Origin of the sequence: Amycolatopsis minnesotensis (assembly GCF_039529815.1) — a bacterium.
Lineage (GTDB): Bacteria > Actinomycetota > Actinomycetes > Mycobacteriales > Pseudonocardiaceae > Amycolatopsis > Amycolatopsis minnesotensis.
In genome coordinates this window covers 186,866-211,154 of the sequence record NZ_BAAANN010000015.1, presented here as the reverse complement: position 1 = coordinate 211,154, position 24,289 = coordinate 186,866, and the positions used below count along the sequence as shown (strand labels likewise).

The 24,289-nt window shown below is 71.5% G+C and carries 16 protein-coding genes; 7 read left to right on the top strand and 9 right to left on the bottom strand.

Going from position 1 to position 24,289, the window contains the following annotated elements; genetic code table 11:
• Positions 1–84 precede the first annotated feature (84 nt).
• The 3 genes from ABD256_RS20600 to ABD256_RS20590 all read right to left on the bottom strand — a co-directional run bounded on the left by ABD256_RS20600 (position 85) and on the right by ABD256_RS20590 (position 3,440).
• The gene (locus ABD256_RS20600; protein WP_344420999.1) at positions 85–1,356 is read right to left on the bottom strand and encodes an ATP-binding protein; all 1,272 of its coding nucleotides are present in this window, start codon (positions 1,354–1,356) and stop codon (positions 85–87) included.
• Positions 1,357–1,418: 62 nt separating this feature from the next.
• The gene (locus ABD256_RS20595) at positions 1,419–2,420 is read right to left on the bottom strand and encodes a carbon-nitrogen hydrolase family protein (RefSeq protein ID WP_344420996.1); all 1,002 of its coding nucleotides are present in this window, start codon (positions 2,418–2,420) and stop codon (positions 1,419–1,421) included.
• 87 nt (positions 2,421–2,507) lie between these two features.
• Positions 2,508–3,440 carry an AraC-like ligand-binding domain-containing protein gene (locus tag ABD256_RS20590; RefSeq protein WP_344420994.1) on the bottom strand — a complete coding sequence of 311 codons (933 nt, stop codon included), beginning with the start codon at positions 3,438–3,440 and terminating at the stop codon, positions 2,508–2,510.
• Between the two features lie 196 nt (positions 3,441–3,636).
• On the opposite strand from ABD256_RS20590, the gene ABD256_RS20585 reads away from it, so the two are divergent.
• From ABD256_RS20585 to ABD256_RS20570, 4 genes are read left to right on the top strand one after another with little or no spacing between them, the layout of a single operon-like run.
• Entirely contained in the window at positions 3,637–4,713 is a 1,077-nt protein-coding gene (locus ABD256_RS20585; protein WP_344420991.1) for a hypothetical protein, read from the top strand.
• A gap of 5 nt (positions 4,714–4,718) precedes the next feature.
• Positions 4,719–5,864: a hypothetical protein gene (locus tag ABD256_RS20580; protein ID WP_344420988.1), complete on the top strand. Its 1,146-nt coding sequence runs from the start codon at positions 4,719–4,721 to the stop codon at positions 5,862–5,864.
• A 7-nt stretch (positions 5,865–5,871) separates the two neighbouring features.
• A complete protein-coding gene (locus tag ABD256_RS20575) occupies positions 5,872–7,248 on the top strand; it encodes a hypothetical protein (RefSeq protein ID WP_344420985.1) in 1,377 nt (458 codons plus the stop codon).
• Positions 7,235–10,720, top strand: a complete 3,486-nt coding sequence (locus ABD256_RS20570; RefSeq protein ID WP_344420982.1) for a tetratricopeptide repeat protein — start codon at positions 7,235–7,237, stop codon at positions 10,718–10,720. Before ABD256_RS20575 ends, ABD256_RS20570 begins: the two co-directional genes overlap by 14 nt.
• A gap of 59 nt (positions 10,721–10,779) precedes the next feature.
• Here the strand turns inward: ABD256_RS20570 and ABD256_RS20565 are convergent, their stop codons facing one another.
• The gene (locus tag ABD256_RS20565; RefSeq protein ID WP_344420979.1) at positions 10,780–11,199 is read right to left on the bottom strand and encodes a PadR family transcriptional regulator; all 420 of its coding nucleotides are present in this window, start codon (positions 11,197–11,199) and stop codon (positions 10,780–10,782) included.
• A 102-nt stretch (positions 11,200–11,301) separates the two neighbouring features.
• Between ABD256_RS20565 and ABD256_RS20560 the strand changes: the two genes are divergently transcribed.
• Positions 11,302–12,507, top strand: coding sequence for a DNA glycosylase AlkZ-like family protein (locus ABD256_RS20560; protein WP_344420976.1), 1,206 nt, complete (start codon positions 11,302–11,304; stop codon positions 12,505–12,507).
• A 47-nt stretch (positions 12,508–12,554) separates the two neighbouring features.
• Here ABD256_RS20560 and ABD256_RS20555 read toward each other — a convergent pair whose 3' ends face one another.
• The 5 genes from ABD256_RS20555 to ABD256_RS20535 form a co-directional block, all read right to left on the bottom strand.
• A complete protein-coding gene (locus ABD256_RS20555) occupies positions 12,555–13,037 on the bottom strand; it encodes an acyl-CoA thioesterase (RefSeq protein ID WP_344420973.1) in 483 nt (160 codons plus the stop codon).
• The gene (locus ABD256_RS20550; protein ID WP_344420970.1) at positions 13,034–18,835 is read right to left on the bottom strand and encodes a type I polyketide synthase; all 5,802 of its coding nucleotides are present in this window, start codon (positions 18,833–18,835) and stop codon (positions 13,034–13,036) included. Before ABD256_RS20550 ends, ABD256_RS20555 begins: the two co-directional genes overlap by 4 nt.
• Complete coding sequence (locus ABD256_RS20545; RefSeq protein WP_344420967.1) at positions 18,832–20,181, bottom strand: cytochrome P450; 1,350 nt, start codon at positions 20,179–20,181, stop codon at positions 18,832–18,834. Before ABD256_RS20545 ends, ABD256_RS20550 begins: the two co-directional genes overlap by 4 nt.
• A gap of 5 nt (positions 20,182–20,186) precedes the next feature.
• Complete coding sequence (locus ABD256_RS20540; protein WP_344420964.1) at positions 20,187–21,566, bottom strand: FAD-binding oxidoreductase; 1,380 nt, start codon at positions 21,564–21,566, stop codon at positions 20,187–20,189.
• 124 nt (positions 21,567–21,690) lie between these two features.
• Positions 21,691–22,410 (bottom strand): LuxR C-terminal-related transcriptional regulator, encoded by a 720-nt coding sequence (locus ABD256_RS20535; RefSeq protein WP_344420963.1) that lies wholly within the window; start codon positions 22,408–22,410, stop codon positions 21,691–21,693.
• Positions 22,411–22,810: 400 nt separating this feature from the next.
• Here ABD256_RS20535 and ABD256_RS20530 point away from each other — a divergent pair, with 400 nt between their 5' ends.
• Together ABD256_RS20530 and ABD256_RS20525 are read left to right on the top strand one after the other, a co-directional pair.
• Positions 22,811–23,017 (top strand): hypothetical protein, encoded by a 207-nt coding sequence (locus tag ABD256_RS20530; RefSeq protein ID WP_344420960.1) that lies wholly within the window; start codon positions 22,811–22,813, stop codon positions 23,015–23,017.
• Between the two features lie 65 nt (positions 23,018–23,082).
• Complete coding sequence (locus ABD256_RS20525) at positions 23,083–24,288, top strand: winged helix DNA-binding domain-containing protein (protein WP_344420957.1); 1,206 nt, start codon at positions 23,083–23,085, stop codon at positions 24,286–24,288.
• Position 24,289 lies beyond the last annotated feature (1 nt).

The window sequence follows — 24,289 nt, the reverse complement described above, 5'->3', positions numbered from 1 at the left end:
CGGCCGAGAGCAGCACCGCGTAGAGCGTCTCGGGCATCTGCAGGGCGTCGTCGAGCATCCACCCGAGCTTGTTGGACGGATCGGTCACTGAGTGTCCTTTCCGGAATCCGCGGCGGTCGGCGCGGACCGGCGCCCCTCCTGGGTGCCGCGCTGCCACGCCGCCAAGGTGGCCGGGGTCCGCACTGCCGCGGGCTCCAGTTTCGGCGGTGCCGACTTCGGCGACGCGGTGAATTCCGGAAGGGTCGTTCGACGCGTGCGCCGCGGGAGCCCGTTGGCCGTCCTGCGCACTTCCTCGTCCGCCGTCGGAGGAACCACTTCGGCAGGCGCCGCTTCCGGTGCGGGCGCGGCCACGGGGACCGGCGCTTGCGCGTCGGCCCGCGTGAGCAGTTCGCTGGGGAGGAACAGCACGGCCCGAAGCCCTCCGTAGGGAGACCTCGTGTCCACCGACACCGTGAATCCGTAGCGGGCGGCGAGCACACCGACGACGGCGAACCCGATCCGGGGCGGGTCCCCGAGCCCGGCGATCTCCTGCCTGCCCTGACCGGACAGCAGCCAGGCCGCGCGCTGCACCGTTTCCGCGGTCATGCCGACCCCGGCGTCGTCGATGACGATCGCCAGCCCGTTGTGCGCCTGCTGGAAGTTGACCTCGACGGTCGAACCCGGCTGCGAGTGCCTGGCGCCGTTGTCGAGCAGCTCCGCCACCGCGAGCACCACCGGCTCCACCGCGCGGCTCACCACCGCCGTGTCCGACGGCGCGGGGATCACGACCCGGGGGAAGTCCCTGATCCGGGACGTCGCGCCTCGCGCGATGTCGGTCAAGGTCGACGCCGAGCGCTGCTGGCCTGGCCACGATCCGCACAGCACCGCGGTGGCCTGCGCCCGCCTGGTCAGCTGGGAGTTCGCGTGGTCGATCTTCAACAGGTCGGCGAGCACCTCGGGATCGTCGTGCCGCTGCTCGGCGTCCGAGATCGCCACCTGCTGCTCGTTGGCGAGGTTCTGGACGGAGCGCATCATCGACTTGAGCGTCGAGGCCGCCGCCTGCGTGGCCGTGTCCCGCGTCTGGCGCAGGTGCCAGCCGACGAAGGAAACCACGGCGCCGTAAGGATCACCGCCGTGCCCGTACGCCGGGCCCGGTACCGGCATCGCCGGATCGGCCAGCGACGCCACGACCCCGGGCAGTCTGGTCTGGACCAGGTGCAGCGCCTCGTTTTCGCGGACACGACGCTCCGCTTCCAGTTCGGCGCAGCGCCCGCGCACCCGCAGCACCGCGCCGCGCTGGCGCACCAGCAGGGCGGCCAGCACCAGAACCGCGACCAGAAGACCGCAGGCCACCGCGGTCAAAAGGGGGAGAGCCATCAAATCCTCGTGCTCGGAAGGAATCGGCGTGGCGGGTCCGCGCCGCACCACCGGAAAACCCGTCAGGGGGTCACCTGGAACGGCAGGAAGTCCTGCGCGGACAACGGTTCCTCGCGCGGCACCTCGACCACGTTCGGCGCCGGGTTGCGGTTGACCACCAGGCGCAGGACGTCCGGGCGGGAGTAGTGCCCGACCGGGTCCGCGACGGACTTGGCGATCGCGATGAGCTCCGGGGGCAGATCGGCGTAGAGGATGCCCTCCTCGGTCTCCGCCAGCGGTTCCGCCAGCGGCGATCCTTCCGGCCCGTAGATACGGGCGAACCCGCCGCCCGCCTGCATGAGCTGGCGCTTCGGCTCGGTGTCGCAGAACAGCTCCAGCGCGGCAGCACCGGCGACCGCGCACGACGCGACGACGAAGGTCTGCCCTTCCACCGCGTACATCAGGCTCGCCGCGGTGTTCACCTCCGGGCTCAGCGCGTTCGCCAGTCCGCGGTACCCGCAGAAAGCGGGCCACGACCCGATATGGATCTCTTCGTGCTGGCTGTACATGGCGTACTTCGTCAACGGCTGCAGGTGCTCCCAGCAGTTCAGCGCCCCGACCCTGCCCAGCGCGGTGTCGTGCACCTGGAGATCACTGCCGTCGCCCTCGCCGAACACCGTCCGCTCCACGTGCGTCGGCTTGAGCTTCCGGCGCACCGCGGTCAGCTCGCCGGTGTCCGAAATGGTCGCCTGCGCCATGTAGAGGCTGCCGCCGGCCCGCTCGCTGAACCCGAGCACGACGTGGATGCCGTGTTCGGCCGCGGCCCGGCGGATCCGGTGCATCTCCGCACCGTCGCGCGTCATGGAGTTGGCCGCGTACCGCGGGACGAACCGCATCCCGGCGGCGGGCGAGTCCAGCCAGACCCACCACGGGTAGCCGGGAACGAAGGTCTCCGGGAACGCCACCAGCCGGGCGCCACCCGCGGCGGCCTCGCCGACCAGCGCGACCACCTTGTCCACACCCGCTGCCAGGTCCAGCCAGGCGGACTCCGCCTGCACCGCGGCAACGCGCACGGCCTGTTGCATCGTGATTCTCCTGCGTCATCATCGGGAGCCGAGAACTCACAGGATGTCCGACCCACCCGCGGTCACGGCTGACCCGCCGTGCCGCGATCACTTGCGCCGCGTGCCAACTTCCCGGCAGGCACGCCGGTACTCGCCGGGCGTCTGCCCGGTCGCCTCGCGGAACGCGCGGTGGAACCCGGACTCGCTGCCGAAACCGCAGGCCGCGGCCAGCGAGCCGATCGGCTTGCCGGTGGCGTGCACCAGCATCTCCTTGGCGCGTTCGATCCGGATCCGCCGCAACTGCGCGGCGACGCCCTCGGCACCGAGGGTGCGGTAGAGCGATCGGCGGGACAGGTTGCACGCGTGCGCGACCGCGCTCGCGTCGAGACCGGGGTCGGCGAAGTTGCGGTGCAGGAAATCCGACACCCGCTGCCGCGCGAGTGCGTCCGCCGCGCAGGCGCCCGGTTCCGCGCTGGCCGCGAAGGAGGCCGCCGCGGAGAGCAGGCCGATGGCGTGCGGGACGAGCACGGCGGTCTGCGCCGCGTCTTCCTTGGTGGCGTCGCGCAGCGAGGTGAGGAACTTCGAGACCACCACGCCCGGCGTACCGCCGCCGAGCGCGCGGGCGGTCAGCCCGCTGGTGTCGCGAATGGACAGTTCCCGCTTCGGCACCTGGACCACGAGCTGGCTGGACGGTTCGACGGAATGCAGTGAGTACGGGCGAGTGCTGTCGTAGAAGGCCATCGCACCCGCCCGCAGCACGGCGACCCGCCCGTCCTGCTCGACACTGGCGCACCCGTCGAGCAGGACGCTCGCCAGCAGGTACTCCTCGGTGTCCCGGCCGATGAGGCTACGGGTCCGCCGCACGTTCTGCGGGTCGGCCACCACCGTGGAGAGGTCGACCGCGCCGCAGGGCACGTTCTCGATCCGGCCGTGGAAGTGCCGGTCCCCCACCGGCTCCGCGGTCAGGCGCACGAAGGTCGCGCAGATGAGGTCGCGCCAGTAGGCGAACCCCTCCCTGGCCGGCACGTCGACGGTGCTCACGGTGGCATGGGTACGCCGGTCAACGGTCACGGGCATGCCTGAGTATCCCCAGCCGGGCATGCCCCTGTCCACTTCGCGCGCGTGGGCTGCCTTGATATCGATACGGCAGCGGTCGAGTGCGCGGTGTAATACCGGCTCCCCGGGCTGCGACCCTGAACTGTGCCGGTTGTCCGGGCGCACAGGCAGGGAGGCCGTCATGCCCCAGGACGCGATCCAGCTCTCCACCGCCGCGGTCGTGCGGGCCGGACGGGCGCTGCGCGACGCGCTCGACGATCCCGAGCGGCGGGCGCTGGCGGCCACCAGGCTGGCGTTCGCCGGTGAACGCGGCATCGGCGTCTTCGACGAGACCACGGCACAGGCGTTCGCGAGCACCGGTGTCCCGGACCGGGCGGCGCCGCAGGCGGAACTCACCGTGGACGTGCTCGCGGCCGCGCTGGGGCAGATCGACGTCGCCAACACCCTGCTCGCGGCCAGCACGGCGGTCGGCGAACAGGGCGCACCGAACCGGACCGCGCTCGACCAGCCGCTGCGGCGGGCCGGCCGCACCGTCGAGCTGCTGGCGGACCTGAATACCCCGCCGGTACACCACTTCCGGGCCGAACCGCCGACTTCGTCCACTGTGGACGACGCGATGCACATCCTGCGGGCCAAGGTCACCACGACCTTCGACGCCATCGTCACACGGTCGTCCGAGGTCGTCGCCGCCTCGATCACCGGGATCCGCGACGGCGGCCCCGGAGCGCTGGCGGACGGCTGGCGGTGGGCGAAGCAGAACCTGAAGCTGGACGAGATCGGCGGCAAGCTCGCCAAACTCGGGCTGCGCGCGCTCCGGGGTGCGCTCAGGATCCTCTACCGGTTGCTGCCCTCGGACCGGCTCGAGGCGATCCAAGAGCGCGTCGAGCGGCTCGTGACCACCGCGGAGGCAGGCTCGCCCGCACTCGCGCTGCTGGGCGCGGCACTCGGAGCCGACGAAACCGCGCGCACGGCGGCCTCGGCGCTGGACGCGCGGCCCGCCGATGCCGGGCGGTTGGACGACGCGACGTCCGCGCTGACCGCGCTCGGCGCCCGGCACGGCAAGGTCATGGACCTCTGCGGCGGTATCGCCACGGCCATCGGGTTCGCCACGACGTTGACCGGCCTCGCCGGTCTTGGCGCTCCCGGTGTGCACGTGATCGTGCTCGGCGCGCATCTCGGCCTGCTGGGCGCCGTCGTCGTGATCGGCCGCGAGTACGTCGGCAGGACCGGCGAAACGATCAGCGAAGCGACGAGGTGACCCGGGTGGCCGGGCACCCGACCCGCACGCTGCTGCTCGCACAGGCCCACCAGGAACTGACCGCGCTGCGGCAGCTCGCCGCCACCCTGGCCGAGGTGGTGCCCGACGGCGAGGCCGGTCAGGCCGTCGTGGACCGCTTCGGGCTGCTGACCGACCGGGTCGCGCGTGAGCTGAAGGCGGTGCTCCGCGACCCCGATCCTGGCACCGGCTGGCCGTCGCTGAACGCCGCCCGCGCGTCCGCGCTCGAACTCACACGGGAGGTCCTTGCCTACTGCCACGGCGAGCTCCTGCGCCGCGCCGAGCTCGACCACGGGATCGGCGACGTCGCGGAACGGCTGCTCGACCACCTCACCCGCGGCGCCGGGATCGATCGCCGCGTGCTGCTCTCGGTCGCCGAAAGCGCGTTCCTGACCCACACCGTCAGCATGATCCGCAACCGCTTCCCCGACGTGTCCGTGTGGAGCCTGCCGGTGCTCGCGCACGAGTTCGGCCACCACGTGGCGTCGACCATGGCGCACGGCGATCCGCGCTTCCGGGACGAGTGGCGGCCGGTGCGCCAGTACCTCAGCGAAGAGGCGGACAGCGGTGAGGGGAGCAGGGAGGTCGAGCTGGCTCACCTCAACGAGCTGTTCGCCGACGTCTACGCCACCTACGTGCTCGGCGCCGCCTATCCCCTGCACCTGCTCATGCTCGCGGCACAGCCGGGCCCCGGCACGGACACGCACCCGGCATGGAGCAGGCGGGTCCGCACCGTGTTGTCCACAGTGGACGCACTCGGCGAAGACGAGCACCCCACCGCCGCCGGTTTCCGCGGCCTGTCGCGAAAACTGGCCTCGCTCACCCGCGCGAACTTCCCCGACGCCGTCGGCACGGCAGCCGAGCAGGCGCTGGCCGGGCTTCAAGCGCGCGCCATGATCGAACTGCTCCGCGAACACGCGTACGCGCGGGCCCGCTACCCGATGCCGGACCGGGTGCAAAGCCTCGTGATCGATCCCCGCGAACCGGAGCGGGAGCCGGTCGCGGGCACGACGGTGGCCGATGTGCTGAACGCCGCCTGGCTGTGGCGGCTCGATCGGGGCGACGGCCCGAACTGGCTGCTCGACGAGGCGAGCCGCCGGGCGATATCGCTGAGCCAGCAGGTGAAGGAGTGAACCGCCGATGACTCGTCCGGAGCAACAGGAGCTGCTCGAAATGCGCCTGGTGGCACTGAGGCAGGACCTCGCGAAAGTGCAAAAGGTGGCGGGCGCGGCGGGAAGGCGCAGCGAAAGCCTCGGCAGGCTCCAGGGTTTGATCGGCACCTACGACAGCAAATCCCTGTTCCAGAGACTGTCGAGGGCACAGGGCCTGTTCGGGATGATCATGAACTCGATCCGCGGCGACCGCGAACTGTTCGACCGGATCGAGGAACACGGTCTCGCGGCAGAAGTCGAAGAGCTTGAGACACTGCTCCCTGATGCGTTCCAGGCGCTCACCATGGCCAGGAAGGAACTGGACGACAACGCCCATCTCCTCGTCAAGGTGGATCCGGACATGACCAGGAGCCTGGTCAGGCGCTGCCGGACGGAAAGCGATCTGGTCAAGGACCTGCTGGAACAGCTCAAGGACGGCACGCTCGGGCCCGCCGAAGTATGGGAGCGGTACGAAAAGCTCCTCGACAACGGGTGCAAGGAGCTCTTCGCGGACTACGTCGACTTCCTCGGCGGACTGACCCTGCGCGACAACGCGCTCGACGACGAGGTCTGTGCGATCACGGACTCGCTGCTGCGCGAGATCCCCGGCAACCCCAAGCTGCTGGCGCTGCCCGCGCGGCGCCCGACGCTCTCCAGCGCGTTCACCGAGCTGGTCAAGCTGGGCTTCCCGGATTGGACGATCTGGAACATCCCCCTCGTCGGCGCGGAGATCGGAAAGTCCTATGTGGAGCGTTACGGGATCGGGGACCGCTTCGCGGGACTGCTCGGGGAAAACGCCGAAGACGCACCGGTGTTGTTCGCGGACGCCTACGCGGCTTACACGATCGGACCGGCCTACGGCTGCGCCACGACGTTGCTGAAGTTCCAGCCGGATCACGAAGCCGAGCACTACCGCGCCGCGGTGATCCTGGGCGTGCTCGAACAGCTCGCGCAGACCGCGACCGGTTTCGGCGACGTCGTCGACCGGGCCAAGGAGTACTGGCAGGAGGCGCTGGTGCGCCTGAACGACAATGCGGACCCGGACCTTGCGCTCGGAACGGTACGGCCCTTCGTCTCGGCCGTCTGCGAGGAGCTGGCCGAGGACGACATGGTCGAGTCGTTCAAGCCCGTCCGCTGGGACCAGGTGACCGAGATCCGCGACGAGCTCGGCAGCGAAACCGTCATCGGCTATCGGCCGCCCACCGGGCTGAGCGCGCTGGTCCTGCTCAACGCCGCGTGGGCGACCTGGCTGGACAATCCCGGCGACGAGGACTGGGCGAAGCGCGTGACCGACAACGTGAAGACGATCTGGCGGGCCGTCTCGGACCGCCACGTCCCCCGGGGAGGCCGCTATGGTCAAGCGTAAGCCCGCGGTACCCGACCCGTACGCCGGTGTGTGGGCGGCGAACAAGCACGTGGCTCGCCCGCTTCCGCCGCCGATGCGCACCACCGACGTCCAGAAGCAGCTGAACCTGGCGCGCGCCGACCTTCGCGAAGGCAGAGCGGAGAAAGCCATCCGGGCGGCGACCGAGCTGCTGGCCGAAATCGACCGGAAACTGCTCCTGCCCAATCCCAAGGAGAAGCTGCTGCACGCGCTGGCCGGTTCCGCCGCGACGCTGCTGGGGCTGGGCGAATCCGGCACCGACCGGTTCCGGGAGGCGATCGAGGCGTTCGGCCGCGCGGGCGAACTGGTCGACGAGCGCGGTGACCTGGCAGCCGACTTCGGGATCGCGCTGGCGAAGTCGGGCGCGCATGCCGAAGCGAAGCCGCGGCTGGAAGCCGCGATCGACCTCGGCGAGGACACCCCGGACGTCCGGCGGACGCTGGCCGAGGTGCTGCGCGACACCGGCCAGCCGGTCGGCGCGCTCCACGCGTTCGACCTGGTGCTCGCACGCGCGCCCTACGACTGGCAGGCGCGTGTCGCGCGCGCCGAGCTCGCGGAATCCGTCGGCGGTGCGCCGCTCGACATCGCGCGCGGGTGGCTCGACGCGGCCAACGCCCTGCTCACGGCGGGCCGCCCGGTGGAATCGGCCTCGGCCGCCGAGCGGGCGCGCGAGCTCGCGCCAGGGCTCACCACCGAAGCGGCGCTGGCACTCGCGTCGGCGCACATCGACACCGGACGAGACACCGAAGCACTGGCAGAGCTGCAATCCGCGCGGAAGAGCGCGATCACCACCGGCCAGCTCCTGTCGACCGCGGAGCTGTTCGCCCAGCTCGGCGCGTTCGCCGAAGCAGGCGAACTGATCGACGTGGTGCTGACGGCCGAACCGGGCGAGCCGGAGGGGCTGATCCTGAAGGCGCAGCTTCTGATGAACCAGGGCCGCGCCACCGACGCGGAACCGATCATCACCCGGCTCGCCGTGCTCGCCCCGAAGGATCCGCGCACCCACTTCCTGCGCGGGGTCGCCGCGCTCGACGCCGGCGATCCGGTCAGCGCGATCGCGGCACTGAGCCGCGCGGACCGGATCACGCCAGGGCAGCCCGCCGTGCTCGCGAACCTTGGCGCCGCGCACGCGCACACGGGGGACCTCGACACCGCGCTCGACCTGCTCGACCGGGCACTGGATCTCGCACCGGACGATCCGTGGACGCTCATCCTCCGCGGCCGGACCAAAATGGACCTCGACCGGCCCGGCGAGGCGGAGGAGGACATCCGCGCGGCACTGGCGCTCGAACCCGACCAGGCGGAGGGTCACGCGCTGCTCGGCGAGCTGCTGAGCCGCAAGGACGACTACGCCGAGGCCGAAACCGAATTCACGCTCGCGCTCTCCCTCGATCCCGGCCTCGACTGGGTGTGGCCGAAGCGGGGCGACGCCCTCGCCGGTCTCGGGCAGTGGACCGAGGCGCGCACCGCCTTCGAAACCGCCATCGGGCTGATGCCAGAAGACGTGTCCGCTCGCACCGGCCTGGTGAGCGTGCTGCTCAGTGCCGGTGGTGTGGACAACCTCGCCGAGGCCGAGCGCTTGGTCGTCGAGGCGATCGCGCTCGACGGCGGGGCCGCGGACGCCCGCGCGCTGCACGGGGAAGTCCTGCGCCGCCTGGACAAGCTCGACGAGTCACTGGCCGAACTCGACCGGGCGCTGGAACTGCTGCCGGACTACGCCTACGCCGCCGGCACCCGTGGCGAGGTGCTGCTCGAACTCGGCCGCCGCGACGAAGCGATCACCGAACTGGGGCGTTCGGCCGAGCTGGGGATCGACCCGGCATGGGTGCACGGCCAGCTCGGGCAGGCATATCTGACGCGCTACGCGGAAAACGGCGCGAAGACCGATCTCGACCAGTCGCTCGCCCACCTGCGCCACGCCGTTGCCGTCCTGCCCGACGACCCGGACCTGCACGTCTACCTCGGACAAGCGCTACAGCAGCACGACCACAACGACGAAGCGTTCGCCGAGTTCGACCAGGCCATCGGGCTCTACGGCCCTACCGGGGACGGCGCGTCCCCCGACGATCTCGCCACCGCGCACGTGTACCGGGGCCAGACGCGGCTGCTGCTCGGGGACGCGGTCGGCGCGGTAGCCGATCTCGACGAGGCGCTCGCGCTCGGCCAGAACCAGGCCGACGTCCGCGCGCTGCTCGCGGACGCGAAACACATCACCGGCGACCTGGTCGGCGCCTTCCGTGATGCCGAGACCGCGCTCGAGGACGATCCGGCGAACGTGCTCGCGCTGACCGTCCGCGGCAGCGTGCACGCGGACCGCGGCTCGGCGGGCGCCGCCGAGGCCGATCTCAAGGCCGCGCTGCGGCTCGATCCGCTGAACCCCGGCACCCACCGCGAGCTGCGGCTGCTCCTGCTGTCCGCCAAGCGGTACGACGAATCGGTCGAAATCCTGGCTGAGGTCGCCGGCGAGGCAACGGCCCACATCAGGCTGCGGAGCGAGTACGCGCAGGCGCTCGCCGCCGCGGGCGACCTCCGGCTGGCGCTCAACGTGCTCGACGATCTGCTGTGGCGCGCTCCCGGAAATCCGGAGATCCTCCGCGTCCTCGGCAACACCCTCAGCGGCGCGGGCCGCTACGCGGAAGCCGCGTCGGCGTACTCGCAAGGCCTGAGCCTCGCACCGGGCAGTACCACCCTGACGTTGAACCTGGCCTACGCCAAGGCGCGCAACGACGAGTTCGACGAGGCACTGGCCACCCTCGACCAGCTCCCGCCGGACGCCGTGACGCTCGTCGCGCGAGCGGACATCTTCTCGGACATGGGGCAGTGGACGGACGCGGTGACCGCGGCGAGCGAGGCGGTGCACCTGTCCGGCTCCGACGTTTCGGCGCACCTGACGCTCGGCTGGGCACTGCAACACGGCGACCGCGCCGACCGGGCACGGTCCAAAGAGGTCTATGCCGAAGCGATGCGGCTCACCGCGGCGGACGATCCCTGGGCGCGCAAGGGATTCGCGAACGCCTGCTACCTGACCGGCGACGAGGAAACCGCGCGCGCCCACTACCGGCTCGTGGTCAAGATGCTCACCGAGACCTCCGGGCACGACTCCTACCGCACCGGCCTGCGCGGGTGGTGCCTGTACCGGCTGCGGCGCTACCCGGAGGCCGTGGACTGCCTGCGCCGGGCCGTCGACGAGCCGGACCTGCGCACCGGGACCCTGCTGGACCTCGCACTGGTCCACCTCGGCCTCGGCGACTTCGCCGAGGCAGAGGACGCCTTGACCACGGCGATCAGCGAACTCGCGCAGTTGGCGCCGCCCCGGCGGCGCGGCATCGCCGCGGTCGGAATCGACAACTTCCGGACGGCGGTTGAGCACGAGGTGGCTGATCGCGGGAAAGTGGCTGAGTTCGTCGCGAGGATCAGCGAAGCACTCGACGTCGAGCGCGCTGTTTCCGGTTAGTCCACTGCAGACTCTTGCGTTCCGCTCGAGCGCACCACGCCTCGGGAAGCGGGCGCCGGTCACGCCTCCCCGCCACCGTGAGCTGGGGCGTGACCCCGGCGAACTCCTCGTCCGCTGCCCAGCCGGTCAGCTTCTCCCCTCTCACCGGAGCGGAGAACGGCTTGCGCCGTATCGCTCTTGAGCAGGTCAGCGAGCCTTCTGGCCTCGTCGCGGACAACCCGCGACCCCGCCGGGGTGATCCGGTAGCTCCGGCGGCGCTCGGCCCGGCGGTCCGCGCGGACCGCTTCCTCGTCCGTGCCGCACTCCTCGACCATGCCGTCCGCCCGCAAGCGCTGCAGGGTGCGGTAGAGGGTGCCGGGACCGAGCACCAGCGTGCCGCCGGTGAGGCGCTCGACGTCCGCGACGAGCCGGTAGCCGTGCTGCTCGCCCTCGGTCAACGCGAGCAGCACGGCGAAGGCCGCCGGGGTCAGCGGCGTCATTCCCGGTCGAACTCCCGCGTCCTGGCGATCATGTCATCCTCCCGGGCGACCCGACTGGGCAAGAATATATCCACCGCGGACCCAAAATGCCATACTGGCGGCATGACCGCTGAGCTCTCTCTCGACACGTTGCGCGCATGGTGGTCCCATCGCCAGGGACTCGACGGCTCGCTGACCGGCTCCTCGCCAGAGGAGGTGCTGAGTCGTACCGGCTGGGCCCGCTCGGTCGGTGGATGCAGCCCCTACCTGGGGCTCTACGCTCGCGCCGGGCTTGACCGCGAAGTCGTCGACAAGGCCGTCGCGAACCTCGACGTGCACGAACTGCCCTCGGCCCGCGGCTGTACCTACATCCTGCCGAAAGCGGACTTCGCGCTCGGGCTCGCCGTGGGTGCCGGGGCACCGGAGGGCGAACTCGCGATGGCGAGCAAGCATCTCGGCGTCACGACCAAGGAGATCACGCGACTGTGTGACAGCGTCGTCTCGGCGCTCGAAGCCGCGCCGGAACCGCTCGACGCGGCCGGGCTGCGGGACGTGATCGGCGACGAGGTGCGCAACCTCGGCGCCGAAGGCAAGAAACGCGGCCAGACCACCACGCTCCCGCTGGCACTCGGCCTGCTCCAGTCGCACGGCCGGATCCGCCGGGTGCCGGCGAACGGCAGGCTCGACCAGCAGCGGTTCGGCTACGTGCCATGGACGCCGTCTCCGCTCGACGGCGACGGGCAGGACGCGGGGGCCCGGCGCACGGAACTCGCCGTGCGGTACTTCTCCTGGGCCGCGCCCGCTTCGCTGAAGCACTTCTGCTGGTTTTCCGGGCTCACCGCGGCGGCGGCGAAGAAGGCGATCGAACCGCTGGACCTGCGGCCGGTCGGCGACACCGATCTGCTGCTGCCCGACGGCCTCGCCGGTGAGTTCGGGAAGTTCACCGTGCCGCGCGAACCGGTCTACGCGCTGGTCTCCGGGATCGACGGCATCCACCTCCTGCACCGCGACCTGGGCAGGCTCGTGAACCCCGAGGACGCCGAGCGGCACTCGCCCGGCGACAAGCCGGCACGGACCATCGGTGACGAGACCGACCCGCAGTGCCCGATCATCGTCGACCGCGGCCGTGTCGTGGGACTCTGGGAGTACGACGTCGACGCGAACGAGATCGTCTGCCAGGCGTTCGTCAAACCCGACGCGGCGCTCAAGAAGGCGATCGCCGACACGGAGAACTACGTCCGCGACCAGCTCGGCGACGCCAGGATGACCAGCCTGGACTCGCCGAAGAGCCGGGCTCCGCGCATCGCGGACCTCCGGACGAGCCGTTAGCGGATCTGGCGGTCGCGCGAGTTGGGATCGTTTCGGCGCCGCCCTTCTCAACGGAACCCGGATGACCCCGGGGTGAGCACGGTGCCCGGTGGCGCGGCCTGCAGTCGTTCCAGTGCCGTCCGCAGCGGACCGGGCACCCGTACCGGCACCGGCACGCCCTCCTCCACCCGCATGCAGGCGACCTGCTGGCGGCCGCGGGCGATCAGGTCCTCGCCTCCCTTGCCGAGCCGCACGTAGTCGAAGGCGAACGCGATCTGCGTCTGGGTGAGCCTTTCCAGGCCGAGCCGGAGCGCGATCTCGTCGAAGGCGGTGACCTCGTTCAGGTACTCGCATTCGACGGTGAGGGTGAAGATCTTCAGCCCGTCCCGCAGTTCGTCGAGGATGCCGGGGAACACGGTGCGCAGGAACATCTCCCGGCAGCTTCCCTGCCAGCTCACGTACCGGGCGAAGTAGGCGTTGCCGACCAGGTTGGTGTCCTCGAAGGAAACCACGTGCCGCCACTCGAAGTACCGGTCCCCCGCCAGGCTCATCGCGCACCTGCCGGGACGACGACGCGCACGGCGAGAACGACTGTCCCGCCGGCCGGTGAAACGGTGGCCGGATAGGTACCGATCCTCGCGGTTCCCGCGGCGAACCACGCCCAGCCCTCGGCAGCCGACTCCGCGAAGGTGAACACCTCCTCCGGGCCGTAGCCCGCCTTTTGCGCGCATTCCGCGGCGCACCACACCCTGGTCGCGGCCACCGAGAAGTCCTCCCCGAGGTCACCGGCCACCCGCAGCGCGAGGTCGTTGCGGTGCTCGCCGAGCAGGCCCCGCCACATCTCGACAGTTCGTGGCACGACCGGTTCCACGTCACAGGTCGCGTCCATCGCGGCCATCGTCATCCCGGCGCCGTGTGCCAGTGAGATCTGTTCCCTGCCAGGGGTTTCCGGTTTTCCGTCCGCGCGGTGGGTCACCGCGGCGGGCGTACCGAGCAGGCGGCCGACCGCCGCGTTCGTCCATTGTGGCCGGTCGGAGCCGGTTGGCCGCGGTTCCAGCGCGATCCGGGTCGCGACGCCGGTCCGTTCCTCGACGAGCCGCTCCAGGTACGGACCGAACAGGGGCGCGGGCAACGATCCCGGAGCACCGGTGCGCACCACGCGCAGGCGCAGTCCCTGCCACGATTCCACGACGCGGCTGTCGCTATCGGACACCGTGACGTCCCAGACCACCTCCGCCCCGGAACGCCGCCGCTCGGTTCCGGTGAGGACCAGCGGCCGCTCGCTTCCGGAGCCCAGCGGGCCCGGCCGCAGCCGGTCGATGCCGACCGGCAACAGCGTCTGGTCCGGGCGGCAGCCCTGTATCGCCTGCATGACCGCGTCCCGCACGCCCGGCGAACCGAGGACCAGCCCGGCCGGGAGGTGCCTGCCGAACCACGTCTGACCATCCACATCGGACAGCTCGGCGGTGCCGTAGGCCGCGCCGATGCGGCGGTAACCGAGCAGTCGCTGGAAGCGCTTGCCCTGGAACAGGGTGCGCCCATACAGCTCAGTGGCCGGGTCGAGGGCGAGCGGGGGCAGATCGGCACCGGGGCCGGTGGCCGCCGGTGAACCGCCGCCGCCGGTCGTGAACCGGCAGGTGGCCCGGAAGTGGTCGACCTGGAACCCGGTTTCGGCGCTGCGCAGCACCACCTCCACCACCCCCTGTTCCCTGACCAGCGCGGCCGTCCGCACCGTGACCGGCCCCCGGTGCGGTGCGACGATCGGGCGGCTGAACTCGACGTCGGTGAAGACGGGCGGGCGCGTCGTCCCGGTCACCGCGCAGGCGACCTGCGCCATCGCCTCCATCCCGAGCACCGCCGGGAAGAGCAGGACGCCGTCCAGTTCGTGGTCGAGGAGGTAGGGATCGGCCGTGACGGACAGCTCGGCTTCGGTGACCAGTTCGATACCGGGGTAGTCGACGAGCACCCGGTCGGTGAACCGCCGCAGCGGCAGGTCCCGCCTGCCGATCTCCACGGTCGGCAGCGCGCCGAGGCGCCCCGCGACCACGACGGTGACCGGTACCCGGTCGGCGACGAGCAGATCTCGCAGCAGGGTCAGCCCTTCGTCCGTGGAGACCGGTGTTATCCCGTTGTGCCGCAAGGATTCCACCACGCCGAGCCGCTCACCCATGCCGACGCCGGACCAGACGCTCCATTCCACCGCGTGGCACCGGCAGCCGGGATGGCCCGCGGCGAACTCCTCGGTGGCCGCGCTCAGTGCCGCGTTCGCCGCGGCGTAGTGCGCCTCCCCGGCGAGCCCCGCCCTGCCGATGATGCTGCCGAAGGCGACCAGCAGCCGCAACGCGGAGGCGTCGACAGCGCCCAGTACCTCGCGCAGACCCGACACCTTGGGCGCCAGCGTGCGGGCCAGTTCCACATCGTCCACATCGGACAGAGCGCGCGGGGAGTTCCGGCCTGCGCCGTGCAGTACCGCGGTCACCTCGCCGAACGCGGCGCGCAGGGCGGCCACCGCCGACCGCACCGCGGTACCGTCGGTGACATCCGCCCGCAGATACCGGAACGGCACATCCGCGGCCTCGAACCGGCGGAGGTTCGCCGCGAGTTCGCCGTCCTGCTCCGGATCGGACCTGCCGAGCAGGCCGACGCTGGCCCCGCTCCGGACGGCGAGGTCCAGCGCGCACTCGGCGGTGATGCCCTTGCCGCCGCCGGTCACCAGCAGGACGTCGCCCGCGCCGAGGGGAAGCGCTCCGGAACCGGGACCGGGCAAGGCCATCGGACGCAGCACCGGCCTGGTTCGCGCACCCGAGCGGTCGTATCGCAGTTCGGTGTACCCCTCGGCCGCGACCGCCACGTCGGCGGCAATCCAGTCCGCGGCCTCCGGCGTCGGCGGGACCTCGACCGCCAACGCGGTCAACGCGGGCGCCTCCAGCGCGAGGCTCTTCGTCATCGCCACCGCACCCGCCGCCGATCCGTGGTGCACCAGGACGAACGTGCCCTTCGGCTGCACGGCCAGCACGGTCTTGGCCGCGGCCAGCACCACGCCGAGATCTTCCGCGCCGTGTCCGGGAAGGCAGACCACGACTCCCCCGCCCGCGCCCGCGTCCTCCAGCGCGCGGTGCAGCGGGCCCGCGACCGGATGCCCCGGCGGGGCGTGCAGGTCCCAGGTGCCGTCGTTCGCCTTGGCCATGGCGGCGGCTTCGCGCGCCGTCGGCTCCAGCTCGACGGTGAACGGCCGGACCCACGGCGCCACTCCGGCGGCGAAGACCGGTGGCGCCTCGCCACCGACGTCCGCGCGCGCGAGGTCTTCCAACGCCTGAGCGATTTCCCGCACGGTGGCCGTGGCGAAGTTCAGCGGCGCCGCCGGGGCGGGGAGACCTCGCGCCCGGACAGCGTCGTTCACGATCTGGCCCACGGTGATCGAACTCAGGTGCAGTTCGTCCAGCAGCGCGCTGTCCGCGTCGACGGCGTCCAGCGGCAGCTCGGCCCGCTCGGCGGCTAGGCCACGGATCAGCTCCACGGTGTCCGCCACCGGGCTGCTCTTCCGCGGCACCGGTTCCGCCTGCGGAGCGGGTGCTTCCAGCGCGACGGGCTCGCGGTCGGGGGCACCGGTTTCGCACGGGTTCGCCAGCAGGCTGAGGTGCTCCGGCAGCGGTTTCACATGGCGGCCTTCGAAGAGCACGCCGAGCCGGACGGGCGCTCCGAGCACGTAGCTCGCGGCGGCCACGCGGAGCATCCCCGCCATCGACGTGCCGCCCGTGTCGGCCGCCACCACGGGTACCGGCACCGTCTCCCGTACCAGCCCGGACAGCACGCGCCCCGGCCCCACTTCGACGATCAGGTCCGCGTCCTCGGCCGCCAGCCCGATCGCTTCGGTGAACCGCACCGGCGAGCTCACCTGCCGTCCGAGCAGTTCGCGCAGATCGGCGTCCCCGGTCAGCGGTGCCGCGGTCACCGTCGAGAGCACCCGCCGACGCGGAGCGCGGAGCGGTTCGCTTGCCAGGAAACCGGTGAACAACCGCGCCGCGGGCGCCACCTGCGGCGAGTGGAAGGCGTGCGAAACCGGCAGCCGCGTGGCCCGCAGCCCGCGCCTGCCCGCTTCGGCCAGCACGTCCGTGATCGCCGCGACCGGCCCGGCGAGTACGGTCCGCCGAGGCGCGTTCAACCCGGCGATCACCACGGAACCGTTGCGGCACAACGTCTCTGCCTCTTCGGGGGTGGCATCGACGCTCACCATCGCACCCTCGCCGTGGCTCGCCTCGGTCATCAGCCTGCCGCGTTCGGCCGCGATCCTGACCAGCGCCGCCGCGTCCAGCACACCGGCCCAGTGCAGTGCGGTCAGCTCGCCGAGGCTGTGCCCGACGGCCAGGTCCGCGCCGATGCCGAGCCGGGTGAGCAGGCGCAGTGCCACCGCGGAATCGGCGACGATCCGCGGCTGCGCGGTGGCCGTGCCCACCCCGGCGTCCGCCACGACGGGCACGCCGAACGCGGCGTAGAGTCGGTCCGCTTCGGCGAACCGGCGACGCAGCGCGCCACCACCCGTCGGCCCCGAGCCCTGTCCGGGAAAGGCGAAGACGATCCTCGGCGGTGCCGCCGAGCTGCCGAGGAAGACCCCTTCGCCGTCATCGACGATGCGCGCCGCACCGGCGTCGATCCGTTCGCCCAGTTCGGTCAGCGCACGAACCGCCTGGCGCGGGTTCACCGCCACCACCGCGCCGCGCACCGGCGCGCCGGTCAGCTCGCCGTGCAGCCGGGCGGCGAGATCGGCGAGGTTCGCGTAGGACAGCTTGCGCACCACGGCAACGGCCGCGGACACCTCGGCTCGCAGTTCCGCGACGGTTTCGGCGTCGAACACCAGCAACTCGGCGTCCTGAGCGGACCTGGCGAGCACGGTCGCCCGCGGATCGGCATCAGCGGCGCCCTCGGCGGCGCCCTCGGCGGCGCCCTCGCCGGGGCCCTCGATGACGAGGTGCGCGTTGATCCCGCCGAACCCCATCGAGGACACAGCCGCGCGCACCGGCCGGTCCGCCGGCCAGTCCTCCGGCCGGTCGGTCACCCGCACCGCGCAGCCCGGCTCGGTCAGCGCGGGGTGCGGGTCGGGGCAGCCGGTGGTCGGCGGGATCGTCCGCCGGTGCACGGCCAGCACCGCCTTGATCAGCCCGGCCGCCCCCGCCGCCGCCTTGGTGTGCCCGATGTTCGCCTTGACGGTGCCGAGCACCGCGCGCGGTGCCGCGGGATCCGCCGCGGTGCGGGTCGCCGTGATCGCGGCGATCTCGGTGGCGTCCCCGACCGCGGTCCCGGTTCCGTGGCCTTCGAGGTAGCCGACGGTGCCCGCGCCGAACCCGGCCCTGGCGTAGGCGCGTTCCATGGCGAGGCGCTGGCCTGCGACCTCCGGCCTGGTGATGCCGCCGCTGCCGTCGGAGGACACGCCCCAGCCCGCGATGAGCGCGTAGATCCGCTGCCCGCGCGCCAGTGCCGCCTCCTCGGTGGTGAGCACCAGCATCCCGCAGCCCTCGCCGGGCCAGAACCCGGCGGAGCGCCGGTCGTAGACGCGCATCTCGCCGGTGGCCAGCGCACCGGTCTTGGCGAACCCGACCAGTTCGAACGGGTCGATGGACAGGTCGACCCCACCGGCCACCGCGACCTCCGCGTCGCCCGCGGTGAGCGCGGCGCAGGCGTGCGCCACCGACAGCAGGGACGACGAGCACGCGCCGTCCACTGTGTACCCGCCACCGCCGAGATCGAAGTAGTTGCAGATGCGCCCGGCGATGGTGTTGGCCAGCCCGCCGGCGAGCGTGTCCGCGTCCACCGGCGGGAACGGCGCCTTGTAGGCCGATTCCAGGTCGTCGAGGAACGCCTCCACCCCGTCGTCCGCCATGGAAGATTCGCGCAGCGCCTGCGCCACGGTGCGCCGGACGTACGGCCACCGCAGGCGCATCAGCCCCGCCCTGCTGAACTCGCCGGTCAGCGTGTTGCCGACGATCACGGCGGTGTTCTCGCGGGGAAGGCCGTCACCACCGGGAAAACCGGCGTCGGCGAGCGCGCCAGCCGCCATGTCCAGTGCGAGCCAGTGGGTCAGGTCGGTGGCGCGGTAGGTGCTGCCCGCGATCCGGTAGCCGACCCGGTCGAACTCGTAGCCTTCGATCAGTGCCGCGTAGGGCGAGTAGAACCGGTCCGGCGCGGCCCGGTCCGGGGAGTAGTAGTCGGCCAGCGGCGTGCGCTCGTCGGGCAGCAGCCGGAACGCGCGCCTGCCGGCCAGCACGTTCTCCCAGAGTTCGCCCGGCGAAGCCGCGTCGGGATACCGGCAGGCCATGCCGACGACGGCGATCCTGCCTTCTGCTCGGTCGGTCATCGTGCCCCCACGGTGTCGGCGATCGTCATCATCAGGCCGGACCGCGGCCGCAGCGAGATCAGCGAGTGCGGATCGACCGGGTGCCCCGGACGGGGGCGGAGCCGGAACCGCGCGGTGATCATCGCGACCGCGAGCTGGATTTCGAGTTCGGCGAGCGGCGCGCCGATGCACCGGCGCTGGCCGCCGCCGAACGGGAAGTAGGTGTAGCGGGCGGGTCCCGGCCCGTCCGGATCGAACCGGCCGGGGTCGAAGGCCTCCGGGTCCGCCCAGTGCCGCGGATCGTGGTGCACGGTGAACGGGGAGACGAAAACCGTGCTGTGCGCGGGAATCCGGTAACCGCCGATCCGCACGTCCCGGATCGGCTGCCGCGGGAACATCGGGATCGGCGGGTGCAGCCGCAGCGATTCGGCGACCACCTGCCGCAGGTAGGGCAGCGCCGCCAGGTCCGTGGTGGTGAGCTCGCGCGCGTCCCGCCCGGACAGCACCGCGGTCACGTCGGCGCGGAGCCGATCGCCCACCTCCGGGTGCGCGGCGATCTCGTACAGCGTCCACGCCAGCCCGCACCCGGTGGTCTCGTGCCCGGCCAGCAGGTGGGTCTTCAGCTCGTCGAGGATCCGGCGGCGGGTCAGGCCGTTCCCGTCCCGGTCGGTGGCCGCGACCAGCCTGCCCACCATCCGGTCCGCCGGCAGCGCACCGCGGTGGTGCTCGGCGAGCAGTTCGGACACCGCGGCGTCGAGCACCGCCTGCGTGGCGCGCAGCCTGCGCCGGTGCCGTCCCGGCAGCCACGCGGGCAGCAGCTGTTCCACGCTGCCGGGGAACATCGCGGAGAGCACGTGCACGATCGCCGGGATCACCTCGTCCGCGCGGTGCGTCAGATCGTGGTCGCAGAGCACCCTGGTGACCACGTCGAAGGCCAGCCGCATCACCTCGGGGACGATGTCGACCGGCTCACCGCGCGCGGCGAGACCCTCCCAGCGGTGCACCAGGTCATCGACGGCGCGGGTGATGACCGGGGTGCTCGGGTGCAGGAAGTCCGCGCGGAACAGCGGCTGCCCGGCGCGGCGCAGGGTCCGCCACTGCTCGCCGTCGGTGGTCAGCAGGCCCTTGCCGAAGAACAGCTCGAAACCCCCGTAAACCCGTCCCCTGCGGTAGTTTTCGCTGTCGTGCAACACTTCGCGGATCGCTTCGGGGCCGGCGACCTGGTGCATCAGCTCCGGGCCGACCCGGAACCTGGACACCTCGCCGTACTCCCGCGCCATCCGCAGCATCAGCTGCGCGGCCTGGTCGCGGAACCGGCGGACGCCGAACGGCAGCGCGGGGCCCGGTGCCCGCTCGGTCGTGGTCATCGCGCTCACCTGGCCAGCACGCACTTGTCGTACAGGTCCGGCAACCGGCGGCCCGCGTCGTAGGCGTCCTTCAACCGCCAGTAGGCCCCGTCACCGCCGTACTGCCGCCAGAACTCGTCCTCGCCGTAGTGCGCCGTGGAGTACAACGGCTTGTGCCCGCCGAGTTCGGCGATCTTGCGTTCGATCAGCCGGTTCAGGTAGTCGGCCGGCCGGTCGGGGCTGGTCGGCACGAGCCACCAGAACCCGAGGCTCACGTACAGCTTCCCCGGCTCCATCGGGTAGAGCGAGATCGGCTCGCGCAGCCGCATCGGGCACAGCCAGACCGGTTTGATGCCGATCTCGGCGTCGAAGAACGCCATGAACTCGCCGACCGACTCCGCGGGCAGGTCGGCGTCCTGCAGCACCCATTCGAACGGACGGCCGACCGCGCGCCGCACGCGGCTGGTGAAGCCGAACCGGCGGTCGAACATCTGGATCCGGCGCAGCAGGTCGGCGTTGCGCGCGCGGCGCGGCCACAGCCGCCGCAGCACCGGGTTCTCCAGGCCGAACAGGCGGGAGGTCCAGTACATGTCGGTGTCCCAGCGCCACAGGTAGTCCCTTGTGGACAGGAAGTCCGCGCCGCGCTGCCGGAGCGACCAGTAGTAGACCTTGCTGCCGGTGTAGTCGGACAGGTACGGGGCGCGGTCGGTGAAATCGGCGAGCACGAGGTGCACCGCGTCCGGTCCGAAGTAGACACCGTCGACGAAGTCCACCGGTTCGCCGTCCCACGCGCGGTCCTCGGTGATCCGGCGCAACGCGGAGATCCAGCTCTCCACCGAGTCCATCCGCACGTGCCGCAACCGCACGAAGGGTTTCGCGGGCTCCAGGTCGATCTGCAGCCGGAGCGCGTACCCGAGCGAGCCGTAGGAGTGCGGGAACCCGTGGAAGAGGTCCGCGTGCTCGTTGTCCCTGGTGGCCACCACCACCCTGCCGTCACCGGTGAGGATCTCCATCTCCCGCACCTGGTCGTGCGGCAGGCCCGCCCGGAACGACGACGACTCCGCGCCGGTGCCGACCACGCCACCGCCGAGGGTGATCTTCTTGAAGTCGAGCACCACCGGCGGGAGCAGGCCGTGCGCCAGCGTCGCGTCGGCGAGATCCTCGAACGTGGTCATCCCCTGCACCTCGGCGGTGCGCGCGACGGGGTCGATGGACAGCACCTTGTCGAAGTGCCGCACGTCCAAACCGGTCGCTCGGTCCGGGGCGCGGCGGGGGCGGAACAGGTTCGAGGTGCGTTTGACCAGCCGCACCGGCGAGCCCTGCGGCAGCGCGCGGTAGCTCTGCCGCAGCGCCTCGACGGCCTGCCGGTGCTCCGCCATCGCGGCGGAGTTGGTGGACGTGGGCACGAGTCCTCCCTGGCCTTGCTCTCGCGAACTGCTGAATTCGGTGGCGGGGCGAATGCACCCGCACCGGAACCGGTGCGAATTCCCCGCTGACGGATTCGACGCTAACGAGCAGGACCCGGCCCCGTCATCGACGTGCTGTTGAATTCGCTCCACTGCCGTTGACCAGTGCGGGCGAGCGCTCAACAACTGTGGACAGCGGGTTCACCAGCCCGGTGTGGTAGGCCAGCGCGACGGCCTGGAACGAGCGGGCCAGCCCGAGTTTCCGCAGCAGGTGGTGGATGTGCGAACGCACGGTCACTTCGGCGACGAACAGGTCCTTCGCGATCCGCGCCACCGGCTCCCCGGTCGCGAGCAGGCGCAGCACGTCGAGTTCGCGCGGGCTCAGGAGGCCGTGCAGGTCCAGCCCTTCCGCGCGGGGCGCCGGCATCCGCCCGGTGTACCCGTCGATCACCCCGCTGGTCACCTCGGGGGACAGCAGCGCGTGCCCGGCGGCGACCGAGCGGATGGCGTACCCGATCTGCTCCAGCGGGTCGTCGTCGAGGATGAACCCGCGCGCGCCGGTCCGCAGTGCCCGCTCGACGCATTCCTTCTCCCCGTTGCCTGCCAGCACGATCACCGGCACCGGGGTCCGCGACGCGGCGTCCACCAGCCTGCTCGCGCCGTAGCCGAGGCAGGCGAGACTCGCGAGCACCACGTCCGGCCCCAGCACCGGGATCGCCGCCGCGGCGGCGTCCCCGCCGTCGAAGTCACCGACCAGCCGCACATCGGGTTCGCTCGTCAGCACGGTGCGCACCCCGGCGCGCACCAACTGCTGCTCGTGGCACAGCAGGACGCGAATGCTCATGGGCGTTCTTCCTTCCCCCAGAACGTCGGCAAGGCGGTGCGCCCCGGTTCGCACACTCCGGGACACGCCGCTCACCCTACCGAAATTCGAACACCAGTTCGAGACGTTGGCGACTGGCGGATCGGCTCGCTCTTCCGCCGATCAGCGGTCGTGAAATATCGGATGCGCCGCGCCCCGGCCTGTGAAAGATTACTTCCATGTCGAACCATCGTCATGCGGCGACACCGAACAGGCCGGATGTTCGTATCGTGCACCTGACCGGCCCCACCTTCGACTCGCTCGCCAGCGGCAGCGCCGCCTGGGTCACCGGCGTCGTCTGGGATCAGCGGCAACTGCTGACCGTCGGGACGGCCGGTTACCACGGGTCTCCCGACGCAGCGGGGCTGCGCTTAGCTCGCTGTTGGCGCGTGCCGCCCGGGAGCCGCAGGTATCCACCGTCCGGGTCACGATCAGCCGCGGCAACACGGCCTCCCATCAGCTGGCATCGCAGTACGGCTTCGTCGAGGTCGGCGAACAGTGGGACGACGAGGACGGGCTCGAGATCATCTACGAGGTCCCTGCGGATCATCCGCACTCGGACCTCGAATCTCCGCCTGTGCCGCGTTGAGCGCGTATCTTCCCGAACTGGGAAGCTCGTACGGCACCGGCGAATCCGTCGCGGGGAGGCGATCAGTGACAACTCGCAGGAACACCGCCGTCGAGGTCCTGTCCGATGAGGTCATCGCGTTTCGGCTGGGCGCGCACCATCTCACGGACCGGAAACCGGCCGCCGAACTGCACGAGGTAGCCGGTGCGTGCGCGATCCAGAACAGTCCGCCCGGGTCCGCGCCCGCCGCGTTGCACGCCCGCGTCGAGGAGGTGACTCAGGACCGGATCGACGAACTCGTCGGCGAGGAGAAGAGCCTGCTGCAGACCTGGTGCATGCGCGGCTCGCCGTTCTTCTTCCCGACCGCGGACGCGCCGGTGTTCACCACCGGTGTCCTCCCCACCACCGAACCGGCACGGTTGCAGCTCATCGTCGGCGTGGAGCACGCGCTGAAAGAACTCGGAATGGGGCTCGACAAGGCGGTCGACCTCACCACCGCGGAGATCGAGGCCGTGCTCACGGGGCGGCGGCTGGCGATCAACGAACTCGGCGAGGCGCTCGCCGGGCGCATCGAGGGCGCACTGTCTCCGGCCCAGCGCAAGCTTTGGCGGGAAAGCGGCCCCTACGGCACGAACCAGCCGCTCGGCGAGGCGGTCGTGCACTTCTCCCTTCGGATGCTGACGTTGCGCGGCATCGTCTGCTTCGCGCCGCGTAGCGGGAACAAGGCACCGTTCGTACTGGTCGAGGAGTGGCTGGGCGGTCCGCTACCGCAGGTCGAGCCCGACACCGCCCGCGCCGCCCTGCTGCGTCGCTACCTGCACTGCTACGGCCCGTCCACCCGCAAGGACTTCGCCGCCTGGATCGGGGTGCGCGCCGGTGACGTCGACCCGTGGTGGACCACGGTGGAGGACGAACTCACCCCGGTCGAGTTCGGCGGTGCCCGGAGGTGGGTGCTCGCCGAGGATCTGGAAACCCTGCGATCGCCGACCGAAACACGCGGGGTGCGGCTGCTCCCGCCGCGCGACCCCTACACGCAACTTCGCGATCGAGACACCATTGTCGACAAGCGGCACCATCGCGAGGTGTGGAAGACAGTCGGCGAGCCAGGCACGGTACTGGTGGACGGCGCGGTCGCCGGTATCTGGCGACCCCGCAAGAGCGGCCGGAAACTTTCGCTGACGATCACCGCGTTCCAGGAGCTGACCGCCCGCGCCCGGAAACAGGTGCACGGGGAAGCGGAGCAGCTCGCCGCGCTGCGCGGCGCATCGGCGGTACGGGTCGAGTTCGGCTGAC

Excerpts from the sequence above, each read along its gene's own strand:
- ABD256_RS20570 (WP_344420982.1), top strand. The coding sequence starts at position 7,235 with ATGGTCAAGCGTAAGCCCGCGGTACCCGACCCGTACGCCGGTGTGTGG.
- ABD256_RS20545 (WP_344420967.1), bottom strand. The coding sequence starts at position 20,181 with ATGACCACGACCGAGCGGGCACCGGGCCCCGCGCTGCCGTTCGGCGTC.
- ABD256_RS20565 (WP_344420979.1), bottom strand. The coding sequence starts at position 11,199 with ATGACGCCGCTGACCCCGGCGGCCTTCGCCGTGCTGCTCGCGTTGACC.
- ABD256_RS20575 (WP_344420985.1), top strand. The coding sequence starts at position 5,872 with ATGACTCGTCCGGAGCAACAGGAGCTGCTCGAAATGCGCCTGGTGGCA.
- ABD256_RS20595 (WP_344420996.1), bottom strand. The coding sequence starts at position 2,420 with ATGCAACAGGCCGTGCGCGTTGCCGCGGTGCAGGCGGAGTCCGCCTGG.
- ABD256_RS20600 (WP_344420999.1), bottom strand. The coding sequence starts at position 1,356 with ATGGCTCTCCCCCTTTTGACCGCGGTGGCCTGCGGTCTTCTGGTCGCG.
- ABD256_RS20555 (WP_344420973.1), bottom strand. The coding sequence starts at position 13,037 with ATGAGCCTGGCGGGGGACCGGTACTTCGAGTGGCGGCACGTGGTTTCC.
- ABD256_RS20550 (WP_344420970.1), bottom strand. The coding sequence starts at position 18,835 with ATGACCGACCGAGCAGAAGGCAGGATCGCCGTCGTCGGCATGGCCTGC.
- ABD256_RS20535 (WP_344420963.1), bottom strand. The coding sequence starts at position 22,410 with ATGAGCATTCGCGTCCTGCTGTGCCACGAGCAGCAGTTGGTGCGCGCC.
- ABD256_RS20560 (WP_344420976.1), top strand. The coding sequence starts at position 11,302 with ATGACCGCTGAGCTCTCTCTCGACACGTTGCGCGCATGGTGGTCCCAT.
- ABD256_RS20585 (WP_344420991.1), top strand. The coding sequence starts at position 3,637 with ATGCCCCAGGACGCGATCCAGCTCTCCACCGCCGCGGTCGTGCGGGCC.